Genomic DNA, 18,442 nt, shown 5'->3' with positions numbered 1-18,442 from the left:
GCTTCTCTAGTCGTTGTAGGCTGCATGCTAGCGTGTTTCAAGTCGGGCGTTGTTTAGTGCTGTCCAGTCAATTTGCACGCCTAAACCTGGCGTTGCTGCTGGCTGAATCGTAGCGGTTGCAAAGTTCAATCCTGTTGCCAGATCGTTGGCGATCAATAATGGCCCATCAAGGTCAACGAAATCGGCCAAGCCGGCCAAAGCACAGGCCGCTGAAACCCCGATGCTACTTTCAATCATACACCCAAGCATCACTTGTAAATCATGGGCTCTGGCGGTGGCAATCGCTGCGAGCGCCCCGACAATTCCGCCAGTTTTCATCAACTTGAGGTTTACGCCATCAACCACACTGGCCCAACGCGCCACATCAGCCGCCGTTTTAATCGGCTCGTCGGCAAAAATTGGCACGCCATAGTTGGCAGATTTCAGTTGAGCATAGCCTGATAAATCATCAACTGCCAACGGTTGCTCAATCAACTCCACGCCCAATTCAGCCAACGCCGGAATCAATTGGGCGGCGGTTTCACGGCTCCAACCAGCATTGGCATCAACCCGCAGGCGGCTATTGGGCGCGGCTTCGCGAATTAAAACCACGCTGGCTAAATCGGCAGGGCCGCCCAACTTCACCTTGAGAATTGGATAATGCGCTACGGCCAAAGCTTGTTGGCGCAAGGCTTCAGGCGCTTCAATTGGCAAGGTAACTGAGGTTTGCGGGAGTTCTAAGCCGTTCAAGCCCAAAAGATGGCGCAACGACACACCAAGTTGTTGGCCTAAGCGATCATGTAAGGCTAAATCGACAGCAGCGCGGGCGGCACGGCTCTCAAAATCGAGCTTGGCCAAGAGCCAATGAATTGCCGCTGGATCATAGCTGCTGGTGATTGTTTCGCGATACCGTTCCAGCCAAGCCTGAATTTTAGCAGCAGTTTCGCCGTGATAAGCAACAGCAGCGGCCTCGCCCCAGCCATCATCTAAATTCAACAACACATTATGGCGGGTATTGCTAGCTCCGTGGGCAATCCGAAACGTGTTGCGCAAGCGTAGTTCAACCGGATAAATCGCCCATTCCATGGCTACTGCTCCTCACGAATCCGCCGAATTACCACCAAACCTGGGTTACCTTGCGCTTGATAGACTTGCTCGTGCACTTCATCAATCCGATCAAGCGAGATGCTCCAATTGCGTTGATTTGCATGAATCATCCACTCGTTGTCAAGCGCTATCGAAACATGGTTAATCCGTTCGTGGCGATAATCTTCGATGTTGCGCAGCACGCCCCAAAACAGCAAATCGCCAGCTGCAACCTGCTCACGGCTGATTAAATGACCGATTTGCGATTGCTGATCAGCGTCGCGTGGTAATTGCACGCCCAACCAACGATAAGCGGCCTGAGCCAAACCTGAGCAATCAAAGCCAAAACTGGTCGTGCCACCCCACAAATAGGGCACACCAATCAATTGGCGAATTGCCTGCAACATATCCTCGATGCCAGCGCTATCAACCGAGCATAAATCTTCAACCGGCGTTAATGAATCGGCTTCAAGCCAACCTGGCACGCCCGCAGGTGAGCGCATAAAGGCTTTGCCATCACGAAATTCATCGATTTCGAGCCGAATGCCCCATGGCAATAAGCCAATTTGGTCGCCCTCTAACCCCCACAATGGCAACCAACGGCTGGTTACAACGTGAGTTGCAGCACTCCGATAGGTGCTTGGCTGCTCGTGTAGCACGACACCATTGCGCCGTACCCAGCCCAAATAACCATCGCTGGTAATTACCTGCAACCATTCATGATCGTGGGCCAGCACCTCTAAGCCTTCGCCAAAACTGGCCTCAGTCACCAATTCTGAATCGCGGGTGGCCTGCCAGCGCACATCTAATACGCCAAAAGCAACTGTTGCAAAGCCATGCTCAGGCTGTTCGCGCAGCACGATTAATTCATCGCGCACATTTGGTAATAAGGCCAACAACGCCGCATGCTGGCTGCGATCCAACACCCGACCACGGAGCACCGTTCCATTGTCTTCTTCGACGTGGGCAGCTAAAATCGTCATGCGCCGACGATCAAATTGGGCTGCATACTGATCAATCGTGGTTTGAAGTGGATGCATCGTTCACGTCCTCTGCTAGCATGAAACCTTGAGTGGTGAAAAAGTGGGCTTGTGAACTATTGGCTAAAACGGCTACCTGAACTTGTGGATAACGTGCTTGGGCTAGGGCATTCAGTGCCGCACTCAGCAGCACTGGCTCAAATTGTTGGTTTTGAAACGCTTGAGCTACCGCCAATTGCAAAATCTTAACCGTGCTGGCCTGTTTGACCACCACAATTGCGCCGAGCAAACCGCTGCGGGTTTCGATCGCAAATGAGCAAGCATCCAATAAACGACCATACTCGCCTTGCAAGGCCGCAAAGGCCCAATCGATTGTGGCCGAAAGCGTGGGCGTTGGCTCATTTGGCAGTGGCACGGCGGCGGCATGCACCAAGCGACCCAAATCAACTCCATCGTCGATACTCAGGTAGCGTAGTGGGTAGGGGGCATCAAGCACCCCTAGGCGAGTTGCCATGTGTAAGGTTTGCCAATGATCCATGGGGTATCCTTTGAGATCGTGATTAATGGGTATGCTACCATATTTTTGGGCAATCCGAACGATCCCCCACTCCACCAAGAGTCCTAGTTCGATAATCCGACTAAAGACTGAGTAATCACTACTTGACGGCCTGCAAGCGGCTATGCTATTCTAGGCCTGTTCGAAATCAATTCTGCTATTTTCTTAGATGGAGGCTGCATGATGATCAACTTGATCAACAATCCAGTGCGCACTGCAAGTGATGCAGGCACCCATGCGCCCATCTACCTCGTGCTTCTCTCCTAAAGCGATTCGCTAATAAGCACCGAGGGCCGTGGGCGTGATTCTAACAACGCTCACGGCTCTTGTTTTCTACGGCTGTGGACCTGCCTTTCTATGATGGGCCGTGAGCATTCTTTCAAGCAAGATACTCATGGTCTATTACGTTTGTTTAGGAGGCTCCTAGTGTTAATGCTCGACCGCGATGGAACCGTCCTGTGTGTAGAAAAGCCCAAGCCCAAGCCCAACTCGATGAAACGGGCTTATGCCGAGTTGCCCCACGAACCAGATCAAGATCAAACCAGCCGCATTGGCCGCTTGGTGGATCTGGCCTTCGACCAACTAGGCTTTCGGCGCTTGGAATTACACGTTAGCGACGACCACGCCAGCAAACGTCGATAAATCCTCCTCAATGAAGAGAGAGAGTTGATCGATCCCATCTATCGCATATCATGGAATTGCTCGTAGCAATTGACCAGTTCGTGCAACCCTTGGATGGAGTATCCCAATGCAGCAAGCACCTGCTTTAGTGGTAGCAAATATTTATAAACAATTCGGCGCGAGTGAAGTCAAACATTGGCTCACTCGTCGCCCGCGTCCTAACCCCAAGCCACCAGTCGTCGCGGTTGATCACGTTAGCCTCGATGTGGCCGAGGGCGAGATTTTTGGCTTATTGGGAGCCAATGGTTCAGGCAAATCAACCTTGATTCGCTTGATCTCAACCTTACTTATTCCCGATTCGGGCAAGATTCAGGTTTTTGGCCTCGATGTGCGCAACGATGAGAAAGCCGTCAAACGCTTAATCAATCGGGTCAGCGTTGAGGCTTCGTTTTTTAAGAAATTGAGCGCCTTAGAAAACTTAATGTACGCCGCCCGTTTGTATGATCTCAAGCCAGCTTATGCTCGCGCCGAATGTGTGCGCATTTTGGCGGCGCTGGGCTTGAAGGAAAAACGCTTGTACGAGCCGCTGGAAAATATGTCACGCGGCATGCAGCAAAAAGTTGCGATCGCTCGTGGCCTGTTGACCAAACCACGGCTCCTGCTGCTTGATGAGCCAACGACTGGGCTTGACCCACGTTCGCGCTCGGATGTGCAGCGCTTTGTGCGGCGTTTGCGTGATGAATCGGGCACAACTGTCTTTTTGACCACCCACGATATGGATGAAGCCGATCGACTTTGCGACCGCATCGCCATTATCGACGCTGGCAAAATTGTGGCTTTGGATACCCCGCAAGGTCTCAAAGATCGCATTGGCCAACAAATTGGCAAGCCCAACGCCACCATGGAAGACGTTTTTATGACTCTCACAGGCCGATCGTTGGCCGACGAAGATTTTATGGACGAAGACACAGACTATATGGAGCATCATCATGAAGACAAAGCTGAACACAGCATCGAAGGAGCGTGAATGAACGGAACGATCATGCGTGCCCAAAGTGGCTTTTTTTGGGTAAAACTCGACGAAACAGGCGAAACCTTGCGCTGCACCCTGCGCGGGCGGCTCAAAAAAACCAAACAATATAGCGATCTCGCCACGCTTGGCGATTTCGTGCGAATCACGCCAACCATTCCCAACGAAGGCGTGGTCGAAGAGATTTACCCACGGCGCAGCAAGCTTGCCCGGACAGCCATCAAGGGCGCACATTTTGAACAAGTAATTGTTGCTAATTTAGATATTGTGCTAATTACCTTTGCCGTAGCTCACCCCGAGCCACATGTGCGCATGATCGATCGCTTTTTGGTGATTGCTGAGGCCAATAACCTCGATGTAGCGATCATCGCCAATAAATGCGATTTAGCCAGCGATAGCCCGCAAAAGGTCTTTGGCATCTACGAGCAAATTGGCTATCCGGTGTTTTACACGAGCGTTAGCACTGGCCAAGGCATCGAGCAAGTTCAAGAGGCGATTCATAATAAAATTTCGGCCTTTACTGGCCCTTCGGGGGTTGGCAAATCAAGTTTGCTCAACGCAATTCAGCCAGGCCTGAATTTGCGGACTGGCGATGTCAGCGATGCGGTCAATAAAGGCCAGCATACCACGGTGGCAGGTGAATTGGTGCCATTGCATGCTGGTGGTTTTGTGGCCGATACCCCTGGTATTCGCGAGCTGGGCCTCTATCAAATGGAGCCAGACGAACTCGAATGGTGCTTCCGCGAATTCCGGCCATTTATCGATCAATGTGGCTTTAGCGATTGCACCCATACCCACGAGCCAGAATGCGCGGTTTTGGCCGCAGTTGAGGCTGGCCAAATCAGCAGCGCCCGTCATCAAAGTTACCAAAAACTACGCGACCATACCGCTGAACAAAGCGCAAGTCAACGCTTTTAAACCAAAAACCCCCATCCCTGCGATTTGGGATGGGGGTTTTTATGCCTATAATTAGCGTCGATTGTTGTTTTCGGTTGAGCGAGCAATCGATGGGCCAGGGGTATGTGATGGTGGCCCAGCAACTTCACGGGCTGATGGCGGAGCTTGCTCTTGTTTAGCCGCATAATCTGCGGCAAATGCTGCCAAGGTTGCATCAGGCTCGTAGAAGAAATCGAGGTTATTGCCATCCTTGGCTTCTTCTTCCGAGACCACAATTTGTACTTTTGCCCCGCTGGGAATCCCGCCCGAAGCCAGCAAATCGGCCAACGGAGCATCGATATCCTTCATCAAACGCGAGCGCAACGGGCGAGCGCCAAAGCGTGGGTCGAAACCACGGCGCAAAATATAATCGCGAGCTTCCTCGTTTAAGCTAATTTCCACGCCATGGCGGCGATATTGTTCATTCGATTCGGCAACCATGCGATCAAGGACTTGACGTAATGTATCGCTACTTAATGGCCGGAAAGCGATAATTTCATCGATCCGATTGATCCATTCAGGGCTAAAGACCTTTTGCAGCGATTCAAAGCCGATTTGATAAATTTGTTGGCCAGTCGATTCGACGACGCGATTGGGTGTGCGGAAACCGATGGTGCGTTGCGAGACATAATTTGCCATTTCCTGAGCGCCAACATTCGTGGTCATGATAACAATAGCGCGATGGAATGAAACTTTGCGCCCGCCGTTGAGCAAGGTAATCTCGCCATCTTCCATGATTTGCAGCAACAAATTCCAAAGCTCGGATGTGGCTTTTTCGATTTCGTCAAACAAGATCACTGCATTTTCTTGCTCGATCAACTCAGGGTCGAGCAAGGGCTTTTGATCGCGTCCGACGTAGGAGGGAGGAGCGCCAAGCAACGCCGAAACTTCGTGGCCTTGGCTAAACAGCGAACAATCGAGCTTGAGAAACCCACCGCCTTGCGGATGTAAAAATGCAGCTAAGCGCTTAGCACATTCACTTTTACCAACGCCAGTTGGCCCAAGAAACAGCAACGTTGCGCGTGGACGTTGCTGACTACCAGCACTAAAGCCAAAGCGAGCACGATTCAAGGCACGAATTAAACTTTCGATCGCACGATTTTGGCCAAAGACGCTGGTGCGTAATTCTTGTTCAACGGCATCGAGTGGGTTTTTATCACCGCGCACCGCTCGTTGCATGGAACCGCTGATCGGTGTTTTTTGCTGTTCATCCATACTTTACCTCCAAGACAGATACGGCAACCATGGCAAAACCCGTGAGACTATTGTATCCCACGGGTTTTTGCTGAGTCAAGGATGCTTAGTACTGTTTTTTAGGGTGCTACAGGGATGGTATTTAATACCGCAGGGTTGATAGTCAGGATCTGACCAACGACCCATCCTTCACTACCGTTTGGTAACTTGATTTTGAACCAAGCGCTATCGCTGCTGCGGTTGATCAACGAGACATTTACCCCAGCATCAACTTGGGTCAAAACATCGCCGCCAGGTGCTGAGCGCACATTGCCGCCATTGAAGGCTACGGCAAATGGTGCATCACCACTGACAGGGGTAATTTTGTTGACTTCAGTTGCAGGTAAGTCGATCAGGCTGCTATTGAGCCAGCCCGATTGGCCACTTTGGCTGATCGCCACCAAATACCAAACTTCGCCATTGACTGGCATCTTGACGACAATCCGCGCAATTTCGCCAGCAGTTACGTTGCCACGTTGGTTGGCCGGGCCAAACGGCGTGGTGTAGACAATGCCTGGGCGGCTGATCACCACATTATCCAACGGAACTGGCACGCCACCAGGTGCAGCAGTTGGTTGAACTGGGGTGACTTGGGTTACTGGAGTCGAGCCGTCAGCAGGTGTTGGCACCATCGTGCCAGAAATTGGATCGGTGGTGGTTGGGGTTACATCGATAGGAGTTACTGCGGTATCGCCCAAGAAGCGATCAAGTGCATCGCCCTTGATTTCAATCGCTTCATCAGCGGTCGCCAAAGCAACACCATCGGCGCTAGCGACTGTCACCTTAACCGTATATTCCGACGATTTGCGGCCATCTTCGTGGCCTTCCATTTCAGGAATAATCAAGCGAGCCTTGCCGCCGCTGACAGTTGTGGTCATTGCGTCAGATTCAAAAAACTCAAATGGGCGGCCATCTTCCAATAAGATCGCTCCCACTTGGCTGTTATCAGGGGCATCTGTGGTAATTGAGATTTGAGCCGTCAATTTGCCATCGCTCACAATCATGCTGGCACGATCGATCGTTAGGGCTGTGGTTGGAACTTGAGTTGGAACCAGATCTTCTTCGCCACCACCTTGGCCCCAAACAGCATAGGCGATTGCACCCAAAACCAAGAACAATACCACCACAACCAAAATGATCCCTAGCCCACCACCTTTTTTGGGTTCTTCGGGGGTTGGCAACGACGTATAGTCAGTTGGAACATAATCAGCTGGCAACGAAAGTTGATCGGGGACTTTTTTGCGCCGTAACTGCCAAACAGTCGTTGGCTGAGAACGTGGTGTTAAGGCAACTTGAGACATTCGGCTCGCCTCCCCCACGAAGTGTGGGTTACTAAAAAATGCAAAGTTATCGCTTTAGGGCGTATTATAGCGAGGAGAGATTGATTTGACAACGAAGCCAAGTGTTGGCTCTGATACAATAGCCTAGCATTAGTGTCAAGCGAGGTCGTCTTATGCGGTTGATCGTGGTTCGTCATGGCGAAACGGCCTGGAATGCTGAACGCCGTTATCAAGGCCATTTGCCAATTCCGTTGAATCAGCGCGGGCGCGAACAAGCCTTATGCGCTGGTCAACGCCTAGCAAAATTAGCAATCGATCATCTTTATGCCAGCGATATTGCCCGTGCTTGGGAGACCGCCACCATCATTGGTGAACAGATTGGCCTTACGCCTGAGCCATTAATCGATCTGCGTGAGATCAACGATGGCGATTGGGCCGGCCATACTCCCGAAGAATTGCACGATCTGTTTCCCGACCATATGCAATTGATCAAGCTTAACCCCGATAGCACCCAACGCCTGAATGGCGAATCGTATGCTGAGTTGCAACAGCGCATGGCCAAGGCCTTCGAGCATTTTGCCGCCAATCACCGTGGTCAAACCGTGGTAGCGGTTTCACATGGCGGCGCAATTCGTGCTTTGGTTTGCCACTTGCTGGCCGCACCGCTACGCCACTTTGGCCGTTTATGGCTCGATAATGGCGCATTCGTCGAGATTGTAGCGCACGGTGATGAATGGCGAGTCTTGCGGGTTAACGATGCCGCTCATCTTGATGGGGTATTTGCCAAAGGAGAATGAGAGCATAGAACATAGAGCATAGAGCATCGGTACTGGAGTCAGGGATCAGGAGCTTGAAACAGGATGCTTTCAAATCCTGATCCCTAGCCCCTGATCCCTAGCTTCTTCGTGCTCTTCGTGGTTAATATTAAATCGATTTATTCGAGATAATCACGGAGTTTTTTGCCAAAGCGCGGGTGTCGCAGTTTGCGCAGCGCCTTAACCTCGATCTGGCGAATCCGTTCGCGAGTTACGCCAAATTCTTTGCCAACTTCTTCGAGCGTGCGTTGGGTACCATCTTCTAGCCCAAAGCGTAGCTTCAACACGCGCTTTTCACGCTCAGTCAGTTGATCGAGTACCTGCGCCACTTGTTCACGCAACATCTGATGCGAAGCTGCATCGGAAGGCGCTTCAAGTTTTTCGTCGGGCAAGAAATCGCCTAGCTGGCTATCTTCTTCTTGGCCAACGGGGGTTTCCAGCGAAACAGGCTCCATCGAGGTTTTGCGAATTGCCCGCACTTTCTCGACTGTCAGATCGAGTGCTTGTGCCAGTTCTTCATCGCTTGGCTCGCGGCCATTCTCTTGGGTTAAACGTCGTGCTGTGCGCATCATACGGTTGATCGTTTCGACCATGTGCACCGGAATTCGGATGGTACGAGCTTGGTCGGCTATTGCCCGTGTGATTGCTTGGCGAATCCACCAAGTGGCGTAGGTTGAGAACTTAAAGCCTTTGGTGTAATTAAATTTCTCGACCGCGCGAATCAAGCCGACATTGCCTTCTTGAATCAGATCGAGCAACGAAAGTCCACGGCCAATATATTTTTTGGCGACACTGACCACCAAACGCAAGTTGGCGGTGGTCAAGTGTTCACGGGCTTGCTCGCCGCGATCGATCCGACGGCGCAAGGCTAGGCGTTCAGCATCCGAAAGCGTATGATCATGCTCGATCAACTCTTGTTGGGCTTTATCGCCATCTTCCATGGCGCGGGCTAGCTCAACCTCTTGCTCGCCTTTGAGCAACGGCACTAAGCCGATTTCGCGCAAATATAAGCGCACGGTGTCGTTGACACTGATGCCCTCATTGGAAAAATCGGCTTCAGGATTCTCGCTGACCGTAATTTCATCGTCGTCGTCGCCAGTTTCCTCGACTCGAATATTGGCCTTTTGCAAGGTATCGCGAATTTCTTCGAGTTGCTTATCCTCGTCACGCTGCGAATCGATAATTTGCTGAATTTCGCCAGGCGTAACATAGCCGCGTTTTTTGCCAGTGGCTAAAAGATCGCTGAGTGTGCGTAAAGCGGGAAAATCGTCAGTTTCATCACCCGCAAGCTCAGAGTCGAGGATTTCATCGTCAAGAGCCATCTGTTCCTCCTCTAATTATTTGAGCGAATCACGGGTATCAAGAAAATAGCTGCTGCGACGCGGTTCCGAAGTCGCACGCAAATAATGTTGTATGGCCATGGCTTGCTCCAGCAATCGTTCCTGTTGATCAGGTTCGGCGGCGGCAATTATCTGACCAAGGCGGTCGCTCCAGCGCTTGCCTAAACGGTGGCGCAACGGGCGCAAACATTCCTCGGCCTCACGAGTCACACGGAAACTACGGGTTGGTGGAGCATGATCCCAATTAAGTAGGCGTTCGCCATGGGCTTGCAATTCGGCTGGTACCGTTTCAAGCCATTCAATTGGATTGGGAGTAGCCATCGCCTGGGCTGAGCGCCACAGATCCCATAATACACGATTTTCGACTCGTTCAAAAAGTTCGCTCACATCGCCACTCCACAACTCGCGCAGGGTTGGCGCTGCGGCTAAATCATCACGTAGTTGTTCGCTGACCACTGCTTGCACTTGGGGAAAGCGAATTAATAACGATAAAAGAAAATCTTCGCGCCGTGCCTCCTGCTCTAAGATTGAAAAAACTGGCGGTGGCGCAGCGGGGCGGCTTTGACGATGGTTTGGTTTGCGCTGACGCTCTGGTTGGTCGCCACCAATTGATCCTTCAATTAATCGCTGATCGATCTTGATCTGGTTGGCAAGCCGCTGAATATAATGGGCTTTTTCAACTGGATCGGCAATTTGATTGAGCAACGGCGTAAGGCGTTCGACCGCTGCCGATTTGCCTTTGGCACTATTCAAATCCAAGCCTCTCGTCAAAGTTGCTAGATAAAAATCCATCAACGGCTGAGCATTGGCAATCAGCGAGCGCCATTCCTCAGGGTTATTGCGCACAATATCATCAGGGTCGCGGCCATCAGGCAGCAGGGCAATCTTGATCGTGGCATCAAGCTCGCGCTCCCAACGCAACATACCCGAAGCAGTTGGCACAGGCCGCACATGGGTATCGAGCGTTTCGCGCAAGGTTTCCAAGCCACGCAAGGCCGCCGATTGACCAGCCGCATCTCCATCCATTGCCAAGGTGATGCGCTTAGTCATTTTGTTGAGTTGGCCGGCATGCACATCGGTCAAGGCTGTGCCCATCGGCGCTAGTACATTGCGAAAGCCCGCTTGATGGGCCATAATCACATCAACATAGCCCTCAACCACCACCACGCTATCGGTGCTGCGAATCGTCTCGCGGGCTTGAAAGAGGCCATACAACAGGCTACTTTTATCAAACAGCAAGGTTTGGGGCGAGTTGATATATTTGGGGTGACCATCGCCCAAAATTCGTCCACCAAAGCCGACAATCTGGCCCTTGGCATTATGAATTGGAAACATCAAACGCCCACGAAAGCGATCATAATAGCCGCCCTGCTCACGTTCCAAGGCTAAACCAACTTCGGCCACTTCACTCGGATTGGCTCCGTGGCGATCGTGCAGATAGCCCAATAAACTTGACCAATCTTCGCTAGCATAGCCCAACTGAAATTGCTCAACGGTTTGCGGGGTCAGCCCACGTTGCTCGATATAGCTGCGCACATGAGCCGCTTTGGGCGATTGCAACAGTTGATGGCTCCAAAAACGAGCAGCGGCGGCATTCAACTCCAACATGCGCGAACGCAGCACATCTTCTTGGTCATCTTGGGCGGTGCGCTGGCGTAATTGCACTCCTGCGCGAGCCGCAAGTTGATTCAGCGCCTCAGGGAAGTCGATGCCCTCGCGTTGCATCAGAAAATCAAAAATTGTGCCGCTAGCTTTGCAACCAAAACAGTGATAGCTATTACTATCGGCAAAAACCGTAAAAGCTGGTGTGCGGGTATTCGAATGGAATGGGCAAAAACCCACCCAATTGCGCCCCGCCTTACGCAGCGGCACATAATCGCTGATGAACGACACAATGTCAATGCGTTCTTTGATATCGTCAATAACTGAGTTCATAATTTAGAGCATAGAACATAGAGCATAAGTGTATGGGTTGTTGGTAACTGGGGGTTGGGGATCGGTGACTCATACCATCCCAATTACCCTTACCCATCCCAATAATTATTTCGATAGCTGCGAGTCAGTCATTCTCCGCGCCTCTGCGTTAAGCTAAGAATTGATCTACGAACCATCCAAAGCCCGATCCCCAACCCCCAATTGCCGATCCCCAATCAAATATCCCGCGCCATCAAATCGGCATAGGTTTCGCGGCGTTGAATGAGCGTCGCCTGGCCCCGATCTAACAGAACCAAGGCTGGGCGTGGCACGCCATTATAGGCGCTGGCCATACTGAGTGTATAGGCTCCCGCGACAGGCACTGCCACAAGCTCGCCAACTTCGGCAGCAGGCAACGCTACTTCCCGAATTAAGACATCGCCCGACTCACAAAACCTTCCGGCCAATTGCACAGGAGCAATCGGCGGAGCACAAGGACGAGCAGCTAATGCAGCGGTATACTGAGCATTGTACAACGAAGGCCGCAAATTATCGCCCATTCCACCATCAATATGCAAATAATCGCTACCACCAACCACCGTTTTATGCCCAGTCACGCTATACAGGGCCACGCCAGCCCGCGCCACTAACGATCGGCCAGGCTCGATAATCAAGCGCGGCAACGGAATCTGATAGCGTTCGCAGCCCAATCGCACAGCATTGGCAATCGTATTGGCGTAGGTTTCGATATCGCCAGCTTGCTCGTTGGGCATATAAGCCACCGCTAAACCACCACCTGGGCTGAATTCAGTTAAAAGCCAACTTCGCTCACGCCGTTGCTGATCGGCAAAGGCCAACAAACGCCCAATCATCTCGCGCAGGGCCGCCCAATCGCGCATTTGCGAGCCAATATGGGCGTGTAACCCAACCAAATTCAGGCCTGGTGCTTGTAACGCCAAGCGCACTGCCTCGGCAGCAGTACCATCATCAAGTGGCATGCCAAACTTAGCGCTGGCGGCTCCGGTGCGAATATGGGCATGTGCGCCCGCCGCTACATCTGGCGCGATACGCAAGAGAATCGTTTGCGGTGTTGGGCGTTTGGCGCAATAGTCGGCCAAAAATTTAAGCTGATCAAGATTATCGACCACAATTCGGCCAATTCCCGCCTCGACCGCTTGAGCTAATTCGGCTGGTGGTGTACCATTGCCGTGCAAATGAACATGGTCAAGCGGCATTCCAGCACGTTGGGCAATTGCCAATTCGCCACCTGACACCACATCCAACCCCAAGCCCAAGGAATGCACTAATCGCGCCACGCCCACATTTAACAAGGCTTTGCTGGCATAGTGAATGCTGACATTGCTGCCATAGGCATGGCGTAATGCGGCACTATAGCGCATCGCAATCGTGCGAATCGTTTCAGCATCCAGCAGATAGAGCGGGGTACCATATTCAGCCGCCAGCGCCACCAGATCGCAACCAGCAATCTGCAAGCGATCATGAACAACACTGGCACTGATTGGCCAAACATGGGCATTGGGCATGCGACGAACTTCGGCGTGTTCCATTGGCTCATCCTCGTGGCTTGGCTAGATGAAAATTAGGCCTATCGGCTTTATCAGGTTTAACAAGCTTTTATGACAGATATCTCAGATCTGTACAATATGGTTTGCACAATGACCATTGTATAGTAAGACCCAGATGCCGTAGATGACGGATCGAGAAACTGGTTCTTTTGCTTAGGAGGAAGTCGCAATGTCTCGATTGAAGGTTCGCTTAACTGGTCTACTTAGCGCTTTAGTTATGGTTGGTACGTTGTTCAATGGCCATGCCAATGCTGCTCCATGGGCCAATCGTTCAGCCTTTGTCTCACCCAAGTTCGAAGAAGTCTGGCGACGGTCGGATGATCCACGGGTTCGTGATGGGCGCTCGTTGTATTGGGGTTTTGGGCCGTGGTTTGATTATAACGAATATTACCGTGAATCGCCAAATGGCCTGCGCCGCGTGCAATACTTCGATAAAGCTCGCATGGAAATCAATGGGATCAACGGTAATACCGATGTAACCAATGGTTTGTTGGTGGTTGAATTGGTATCAGGTCAATTGAAAACTGGCGATAATGCCTATGATAACGCCTATCGGACTGCCGCCGACCGCGTGCCAGTTGCAGGCGATGGCTATCAAACTAACAGCAATTCGCCAACCTATGCCTCGTTTGCAGCAGTTTCAACCTACAACAACAATGGCTACCGCGATCCAGATCGCCGCGATCAATCGATTGCCGATGCGATCGACAAATCGGGCAATAAATCAACCCGCAACGATTTACGCGATGCCTACAAAGATCAAACCAAAATTGTGGTTTATAACGCGACAACTGGTCACAATATTCCGCAAGTCTTTTGGGATTTCTTGAATCGGACTGGCCCAGTTATTGTCAATGGTCAGCGCACGAATGGCTCAATCGTCGATTGGACTAGCGCGATGGGCTTGCCAATTAGTGATCCCTACTGGGTCAAAGCCACAGTTGGCGGCGTGCAAAAAGATCTGTTAGTGCAATTGTTTGAACGGCGGATTTTGACTTATACCCCAACCAACGATGCCGCCTATCAAGTCGAAATGGGCAACGTCGGTCAACACTACTTCCAATGGCGCTACGGCCATTTGGGAACACCATGGAATAGCTCAGAACCGAGCTTGCCAATTGCTTTTGGTTCAAAGCGTGATGGTGGAGCCGAATGGGATACCTACGCCATGAACGGCGATGGCAGCAGCCAATTGTTGTATGCTAGCAACGATAGCAAGGAAACCGTGCCATACTCATGGGTACGTTCGTGGGACCCAAGCAAAGTTAAATTGTTCGTCGATTCACGCCGTGGCAATGGCAGCAATCGCCAAATCTGGATGGTTGGCGCTGATGGTGCAATGAGCCGCGTGACCTACACCGACGGTACGCCCACCCCTCCAGGTGTGCCTTACCAAGGCTATGTTGGCACTCCATCAAACGATTACAACGCTTCGGTTTCGCCCGACGGCAGCAAAATGGCCTTTGTCTCAGATCGTTCAGGTAAGCCTCAAATCTTTGTGAGCTATACCAACGGGGCCAGCCAAACTCAAGTAACGCTTGATGATTGTGAACATCAAACCCCCAGCTGGAGTGCTGATGGTCGCTATCTCTACTGGGCCTCGAACTGTGGCACGAACGCCAAATACAATGTTTATCGCGCCGAACTGAACTGGTTGGCTGATCAACCAAGCAACGATTATCCATATCTATCGGTCGAATTGCGCAACAAGGTCAATTTGACCAACAGCACAACCAGCGATAATGGCTTCCCACGGGTTTCGCCCGATGGCACCAAAATCGTCTTTACTTCAAATCGTGATGGTAATAGCGAAGTCTATTTGATGAATGCTGATGGCACGAACCAAACCCGTTTGACCAACAGCAGTGCCGAAGATGGTGCTCCTTCGTGGAAACTCGACGGTACCAAAATCGCTTTCGATAGCAACCGCGATGGCAACTGGAATGTGTATGTGATGAACACCGATGGCACTGGTCAAGCGCAATTGACCAACAACAGCGCTGATGATCGCTGGAATGTTTGGGGCCAATAATTCGTCCCCTCACCCCAACCCCTCTCCCACTTTATGCGGGAGAGGGGTTTTTTGTTAGTTGTTACTTCGTTATTTTAGGCATTGCCACAATCGTAGAGGCTAATTTGCATCGCCCCAAAACCGCCACCACGATTCTGCGTCGTTTGGGTGGTACGAGCGCTCGTACCACCTGGCGCACCACTATTTTGAGTAGTGGTATCAAAGCCATTTACAATTGTGCAGGAGTTGTTGATCCAGATTGAGATATCAGATTGGCTGTTGCTGCCAGCCCCAAAGCCATTGCCACCGTTGCGATTCCAATAAATATAGCGCAATTGATTATTCGCTACCATTGTCACCAACTGCTCCTTGGTTAGCACATTGTCGATGCCCATAAAGCCGCCCATATATAAGACTGGCCGCCCCGTTGCCAGCACATAATCTGAGCCTTGCATCGAGCTTGGCACGGCCATGAGATATTCCATATCGTGGGTATTCGCTTGCAGATAATCGATCAAGGCTTGATTGACGGTCAAAGTACCATTATTAGGTGGCCCTGAAACGACCCCGCTATAGGCACTTGGCAACGACTGATTGTCACTAGCGTTCATGGTGGTATAGCCCGACCAAATGCTAGGTGTGATCAACAAGCCAATCAACAAGCTGCTGAACGCCAATTGGGCTAGGCGTGGAATTTGGCGAATATTGGCCCAGAGCAAAACCCCCACACCCAACATAACCATAATCACGCTCAAACCCAACCACCACGGATACTCGACAAACGCCAAGGCCGTAGTTTGTTGTAAACCCAAACTGGCTAGCACTGCCAGCATTAAGCAGGCACTCGCTGCCCAGCGATTGACTTGCCACCAGCGCCAAAACTCGACCGCGCCAATCCCAACCAAGGCCGCCAAGGGAGCTGCCAGCATGGCCAGATAATATTCGTGGTAAAAACCAGCAATGCTAAAGAAGATGATTGCGGTCAGCAACCAACCGCCCCAAAGTGCCGCTGCGCCCTGTTTAGCTCCAACCGGCCAGCCTAAGCCACCGCGTGCCAACAGCAATAGCAAACTAGCCAAACCAAATGGCAACAACCAACTAACTTCTTTGCTCAGTGGCGTGCTAAATAAACGATCAAAGCCCTCTTCGCTGCCGCCAACAATTGCCGAAGAACCACCGCCACGGCCTGCATTCGGGCTAGTTTGGTTAGGCGAGGTGGAATTGCCATTGCCTAGGTTTGGTTGAGCAGGCTGAGGATTTGCCCCAGTTTGATTATTGGGCGGCGTGAAATTGCCGTTACCACGTTGTGGAAATGTACCATTGCCACGCTGCCGCATGCCACCAGCAGTTCCGCCACCAGCATTCATGCCTTGCAAGCGTTGCAAACCGTTATAGCCCAGCATTAAACTGAGCACCGAATTATCGCCACTGCTACCAACATAAGGCCGCTGATCGGCGGGAGTGAGATCGACCGCTACTGCCCACGATAAACTAACCACCGCAAAAACCACGCTTGCGACCACTAATTGTAAGATTGTGCGCCACCATGGCTGCTTGGTACTGACAATATAAAACAGATAGATTGCGGGCAAGGGCAAGATGGCTTGGAGCATTTTGATATTAAAACCGATGCCTATCAGTACTGCGCCCAAGAGCAAAAAGCGCCATTTGGTGGTTTCGCTGGCTTTAATAAAGGCCCATGTCGCCAGCAATAAACAGAAAATCAGCAGGCTATCAATCGTATTATTGCGGTCGGTCGCGATCACTACAGGCGTGACTGCCAAACTTAAGGCCGCCAGCAAACCTGCTGTTACTCCAAACTTGCGCCGCACCAAGTGATTCAGCACAATGATCGAGCCAAGCCCCGCCAAAATCTGCGGCAACAACACCCCAAAGGCATTTACGCCAAAAATAGCAGCTGAAGCCGCTTGCAGCCAAAGCCCAACTGGTGGCTTATCGATGCTGACCGCAGCCCCAGGCTCAGCCGCCACAAAGAAAAAGTTATGCCACGATTGCAACATACTGGTAATGCCAGCGCTGTAATAATGATTGACATAGCCCAATTCGCCTAAATTGGCTAAACGTAAAGCTGCCGCTAAAACCACAATCAAGGCCAACGCCAACCGTGGCCAAGCATCAATCAAGCGAGCTAAACCTTGACGGGGGTGATCAGTGGCCTGCTGATCAAGCGAGAGTGCACTCATGAAGCTTGTTCCTTCCTTCGCATATGCCACACTGTTCGTGGCGAGCACTCAGCTTCGTTGCTGTTGTCCAAATCAGCGTTAACAAACCACAAACCTTTGAAAAACCGATGAAGAAACGCTGGCGGAATAGCACTTGCTATCGAATGGAGAGGTCAGGCGACAAACGAATTGTAACCGCGAAGAACACGAAGAGTCCGAAGTTGGGGAATTGGTAGTGATAATCAGTAATTAGGGTCACTGGACGGGTAATCCAAATATTAGAACGTGATCAGGTTGTCGTTTGGCTAAAAAGTAGGGTACTATACCCAATGCAACCCTTGTTTGCACCCCATAGTTCACCCTCAACCATGCGGAGGTAGATATTTGATGATCGGCGGTGGCTTGATTTTCAGCCTGACCGCTAGCCCCTCTCGTTGCGAGAGGCCAGCCCAAAGGAGCAACCCCATGATGCAAGAATACGATTTAAGCTATCAACGCCAGTACGAGCTGCTTGAGCATTTGGCCGAGCTAGCGAACTGGTGGCGCTTTGCCAACACGGCTCGTCGCCCAATGTTGGTTGAAGCCTATCACGAAACCCTTGATGCCCTCTATACGGCTGGCTGGAACGCCGAATTAGCGCCAACGCAATTGTTGCCACCCTGGCTGATGCCCGATTGTTATCTTGCCAAACACCCTCACCCCTGCGCCAACGATCCTCAATCACTCCACGATTTATTTGGTGAGCGCGATTGTAGCGCCTAACCTAGCGTTATCGGGAAAGCCCAATTTGCAATGGTGCAACTCCTCGCAACAGCTAAAGGTTTAGCCAAACTAAGCCCATTTCTTAACATGCCATTTACACAGGCCTCTTGATCTGCGTGATAGACTAGAA

Annotated in this window: 15 protein-coding genes; 6 read left to right on the top strand and 9 right to left on the bottom strand. The window is 51.4% G+C overall.

The annotated features are described in order from the left end of the window. Positions 1-27: 27 nt before the first annotated feature. The 3 genes from LCH85_11970 to LCH85_11960 are packed head-to-tail and all read right to left on the bottom strand — an operon-like array spanning position 28 to position 2,583. Complete coding sequence (locus tag LCH85_11970) at positions 28-1,065, bottom strand: dipeptide epimerase (protein MCA0352703.1); 1,038 nt, start codon at positions 1,063-1,065, stop codon at positions 28-30. Between the two features lie 2 nt (positions 1,066-1,067). Next, complete coding sequence (locus LCH85_11965) at positions 1,068-2,105, bottom strand: C40 family peptidase (GenBank protein ID MCA0352702.1); 1,038 nt, start codon at positions 2,103-2,105, stop codon at positions 1,068-1,070. Then, complete coding sequence (locus LCH85_11960; protein MCA0352701.1) at positions 2,080-2,583, bottom strand: hypothetical protein; 504 nt, start codon at positions 2,581-2,583, stop codon at positions 2,080-2,082. Before LCH85_11960 ends, LCH85_11965 begins: the two co-directional genes overlap by 26 nt. 444 nt (positions 2,584-3,027) lie before the next feature. Between LCH85_11960 and LCH85_11955 the strand changes: the two genes are divergently transcribed. The 3 genes from LCH85_11955 (at position 3,028) to rsgA (ending at position 5,170) form a co-directional block, all read left to right on the top strand. Continuing rightward, positions 3,028-3,243, top strand: coding sequence for a hypothetical protein (locus LCH85_11955; protein MCA0352700.1), 216 nt, complete (start codon positions 3,028-3,030; stop codon positions 3,241-3,243). A gap of 106 nt (positions 3,244-3,349) precedes the next feature. Further along, positions 3,350-4,249, top strand: coding sequence for an ABC transporter ATP-binding protein (locus LCH85_11950; GenBank protein ID MCA0352699.1), 900 nt, complete (start codon positions 3,350-3,352; stop codon positions 4,247-4,249). After that, complete coding sequence (rsgA, locus tag LCH85_11945) at positions 4,250-5,170, top strand: ribosome small subunit-dependent GTPase A (protein ID MCA0352698.1); 921 nt, start codon at positions 4,250-4,252, stop codon at positions 5,168-5,170. It abuts the gene before it with no gap. Between the two features lie 51 nt (positions 5,171-5,221). Here rsgA and LCH85_11940 read toward each other — a convergent pair whose 3' ends face one another. Together LCH85_11940 and LCH85_11935 are read right to left on the bottom strand one after the other, a co-directional pair. Next, positions 5,222-6,403 (bottom strand): AAA family ATPase, encoded by a 1,182-nt coding sequence (locus LCH85_11940; protein MCA0352697.1) that lies wholly within the window; start codon positions 6,401-6,403, stop codon positions 5,222-5,224. Positions 6,404-6,501: 98 nt separating this feature from the next. Continuing rightward, entirely contained in the window at positions 6,502-7,722 is a 1,221-nt protein-coding gene (locus LCH85_11935) for an SH3 domain-containing protein (protein ID MCA0352696.1), read from the bottom strand. Between the two features lie 152 nt (positions 7,723-7,874). On the opposite strand from LCH85_11935, the gene LCH85_11930 reads away from it, so the two are divergent. Continuing rightward, a complete protein-coding gene (locus LCH85_11930) occupies positions 7,875-8,498 on the top strand; it encodes a histidine phosphatase family protein (GenBank protein ID MCA0352695.1) in 624 nt (207 codons plus the stop codon). Positions 8,499-8,635: 137 nt separating this feature from the next. On the opposite strand, the gene rpoD is transcribed toward LCH85_11930, so the two are convergent. The 3 genes from rpoD to lysA all read right to left on the bottom strand — a co-directional run bounded on the left by rpoD (position 8,636) and on the right by lysA (position 13,338). After that, complete coding sequence (rpoD, locus tag LCH85_11925; protein MCA0352694.1) at positions 8,636-9,838, bottom strand: RNA polymerase sigma factor RpoD; 1,203 nt, start codon at positions 9,836-9,838, stop codon at positions 8,636-8,638. A 15-nt stretch (positions 9,839-9,853) separates the two neighbouring features. Further along, positions 9,854-11,791: a DNA primase gene (gene dnaG / locus LCH85_11920; protein ID MCA0352693.1), complete on the bottom strand. Its 1,938-nt coding sequence runs from the start codon at positions 11,789-11,791 to the stop codon at positions 9,854-9,856. 215 nt (positions 11,792-12,006) lie between these two features. Beyond that, the gene (lysA, locus tag LCH85_11915) at positions 12,007-13,338 is read right to left on the bottom strand and encodes a diaminopimelate decarboxylase (GenBank protein ID MCA0352692.1); all 1,332 of its coding nucleotides are present in this window, start codon (positions 13,336-13,338) and stop codon (positions 12,007-12,009) included. Between the two features lie 187 nt (positions 13,339-13,525). Between lysA and LCH85_11910 the strand changes: the two genes are divergently transcribed. After that, positions 13,526-15,388, top strand: coding sequence for an LpqB family beta-propeller domain-containing protein (locus tag LCH85_11910; GenBank protein MCA0352691.1), 1,863 nt, complete (start codon positions 13,526-13,528; stop codon positions 15,386-15,388). 74 nt (positions 15,389-15,462) lie between these two features. On the opposite strand, the gene LCH85_11905 is transcribed toward LCH85_11910, so the two are convergent. After that, entirely contained in the window at positions 15,463-17,571 is a 2,109-nt protein-coding gene (locus tag LCH85_11905) for a glycosyltransferase family 39 protein (protein MCA0352690.1), read from the bottom strand. Positions 17,572-18,015: 444 nt separating this feature from the next. On the opposite strand from LCH85_11905, the gene LCH85_11900 reads away from it, so the two are divergent. Further along, a complete protein-coding gene (locus tag LCH85_11900; protein ID MCA0352689.1) occupies positions 18,016-18,312 on the top strand; it encodes a hypothetical protein in 297 nt (98 codons plus the stop codon). Positions 18,313-18,442: the final 130 nt, after the last annotated feature.

This window comes from Chloroflexota bacterium (genome assembly GCA_020161265.1).
Taxonomy (GTDB): Bacteria; Chloroflexota; Chloroflexia; order Chloroflexales; family Herpetosiphonaceae; genus Herpetosiphon.
This window is presented reverse-complemented; position numbering and strand designations above follow the sequence as displayed.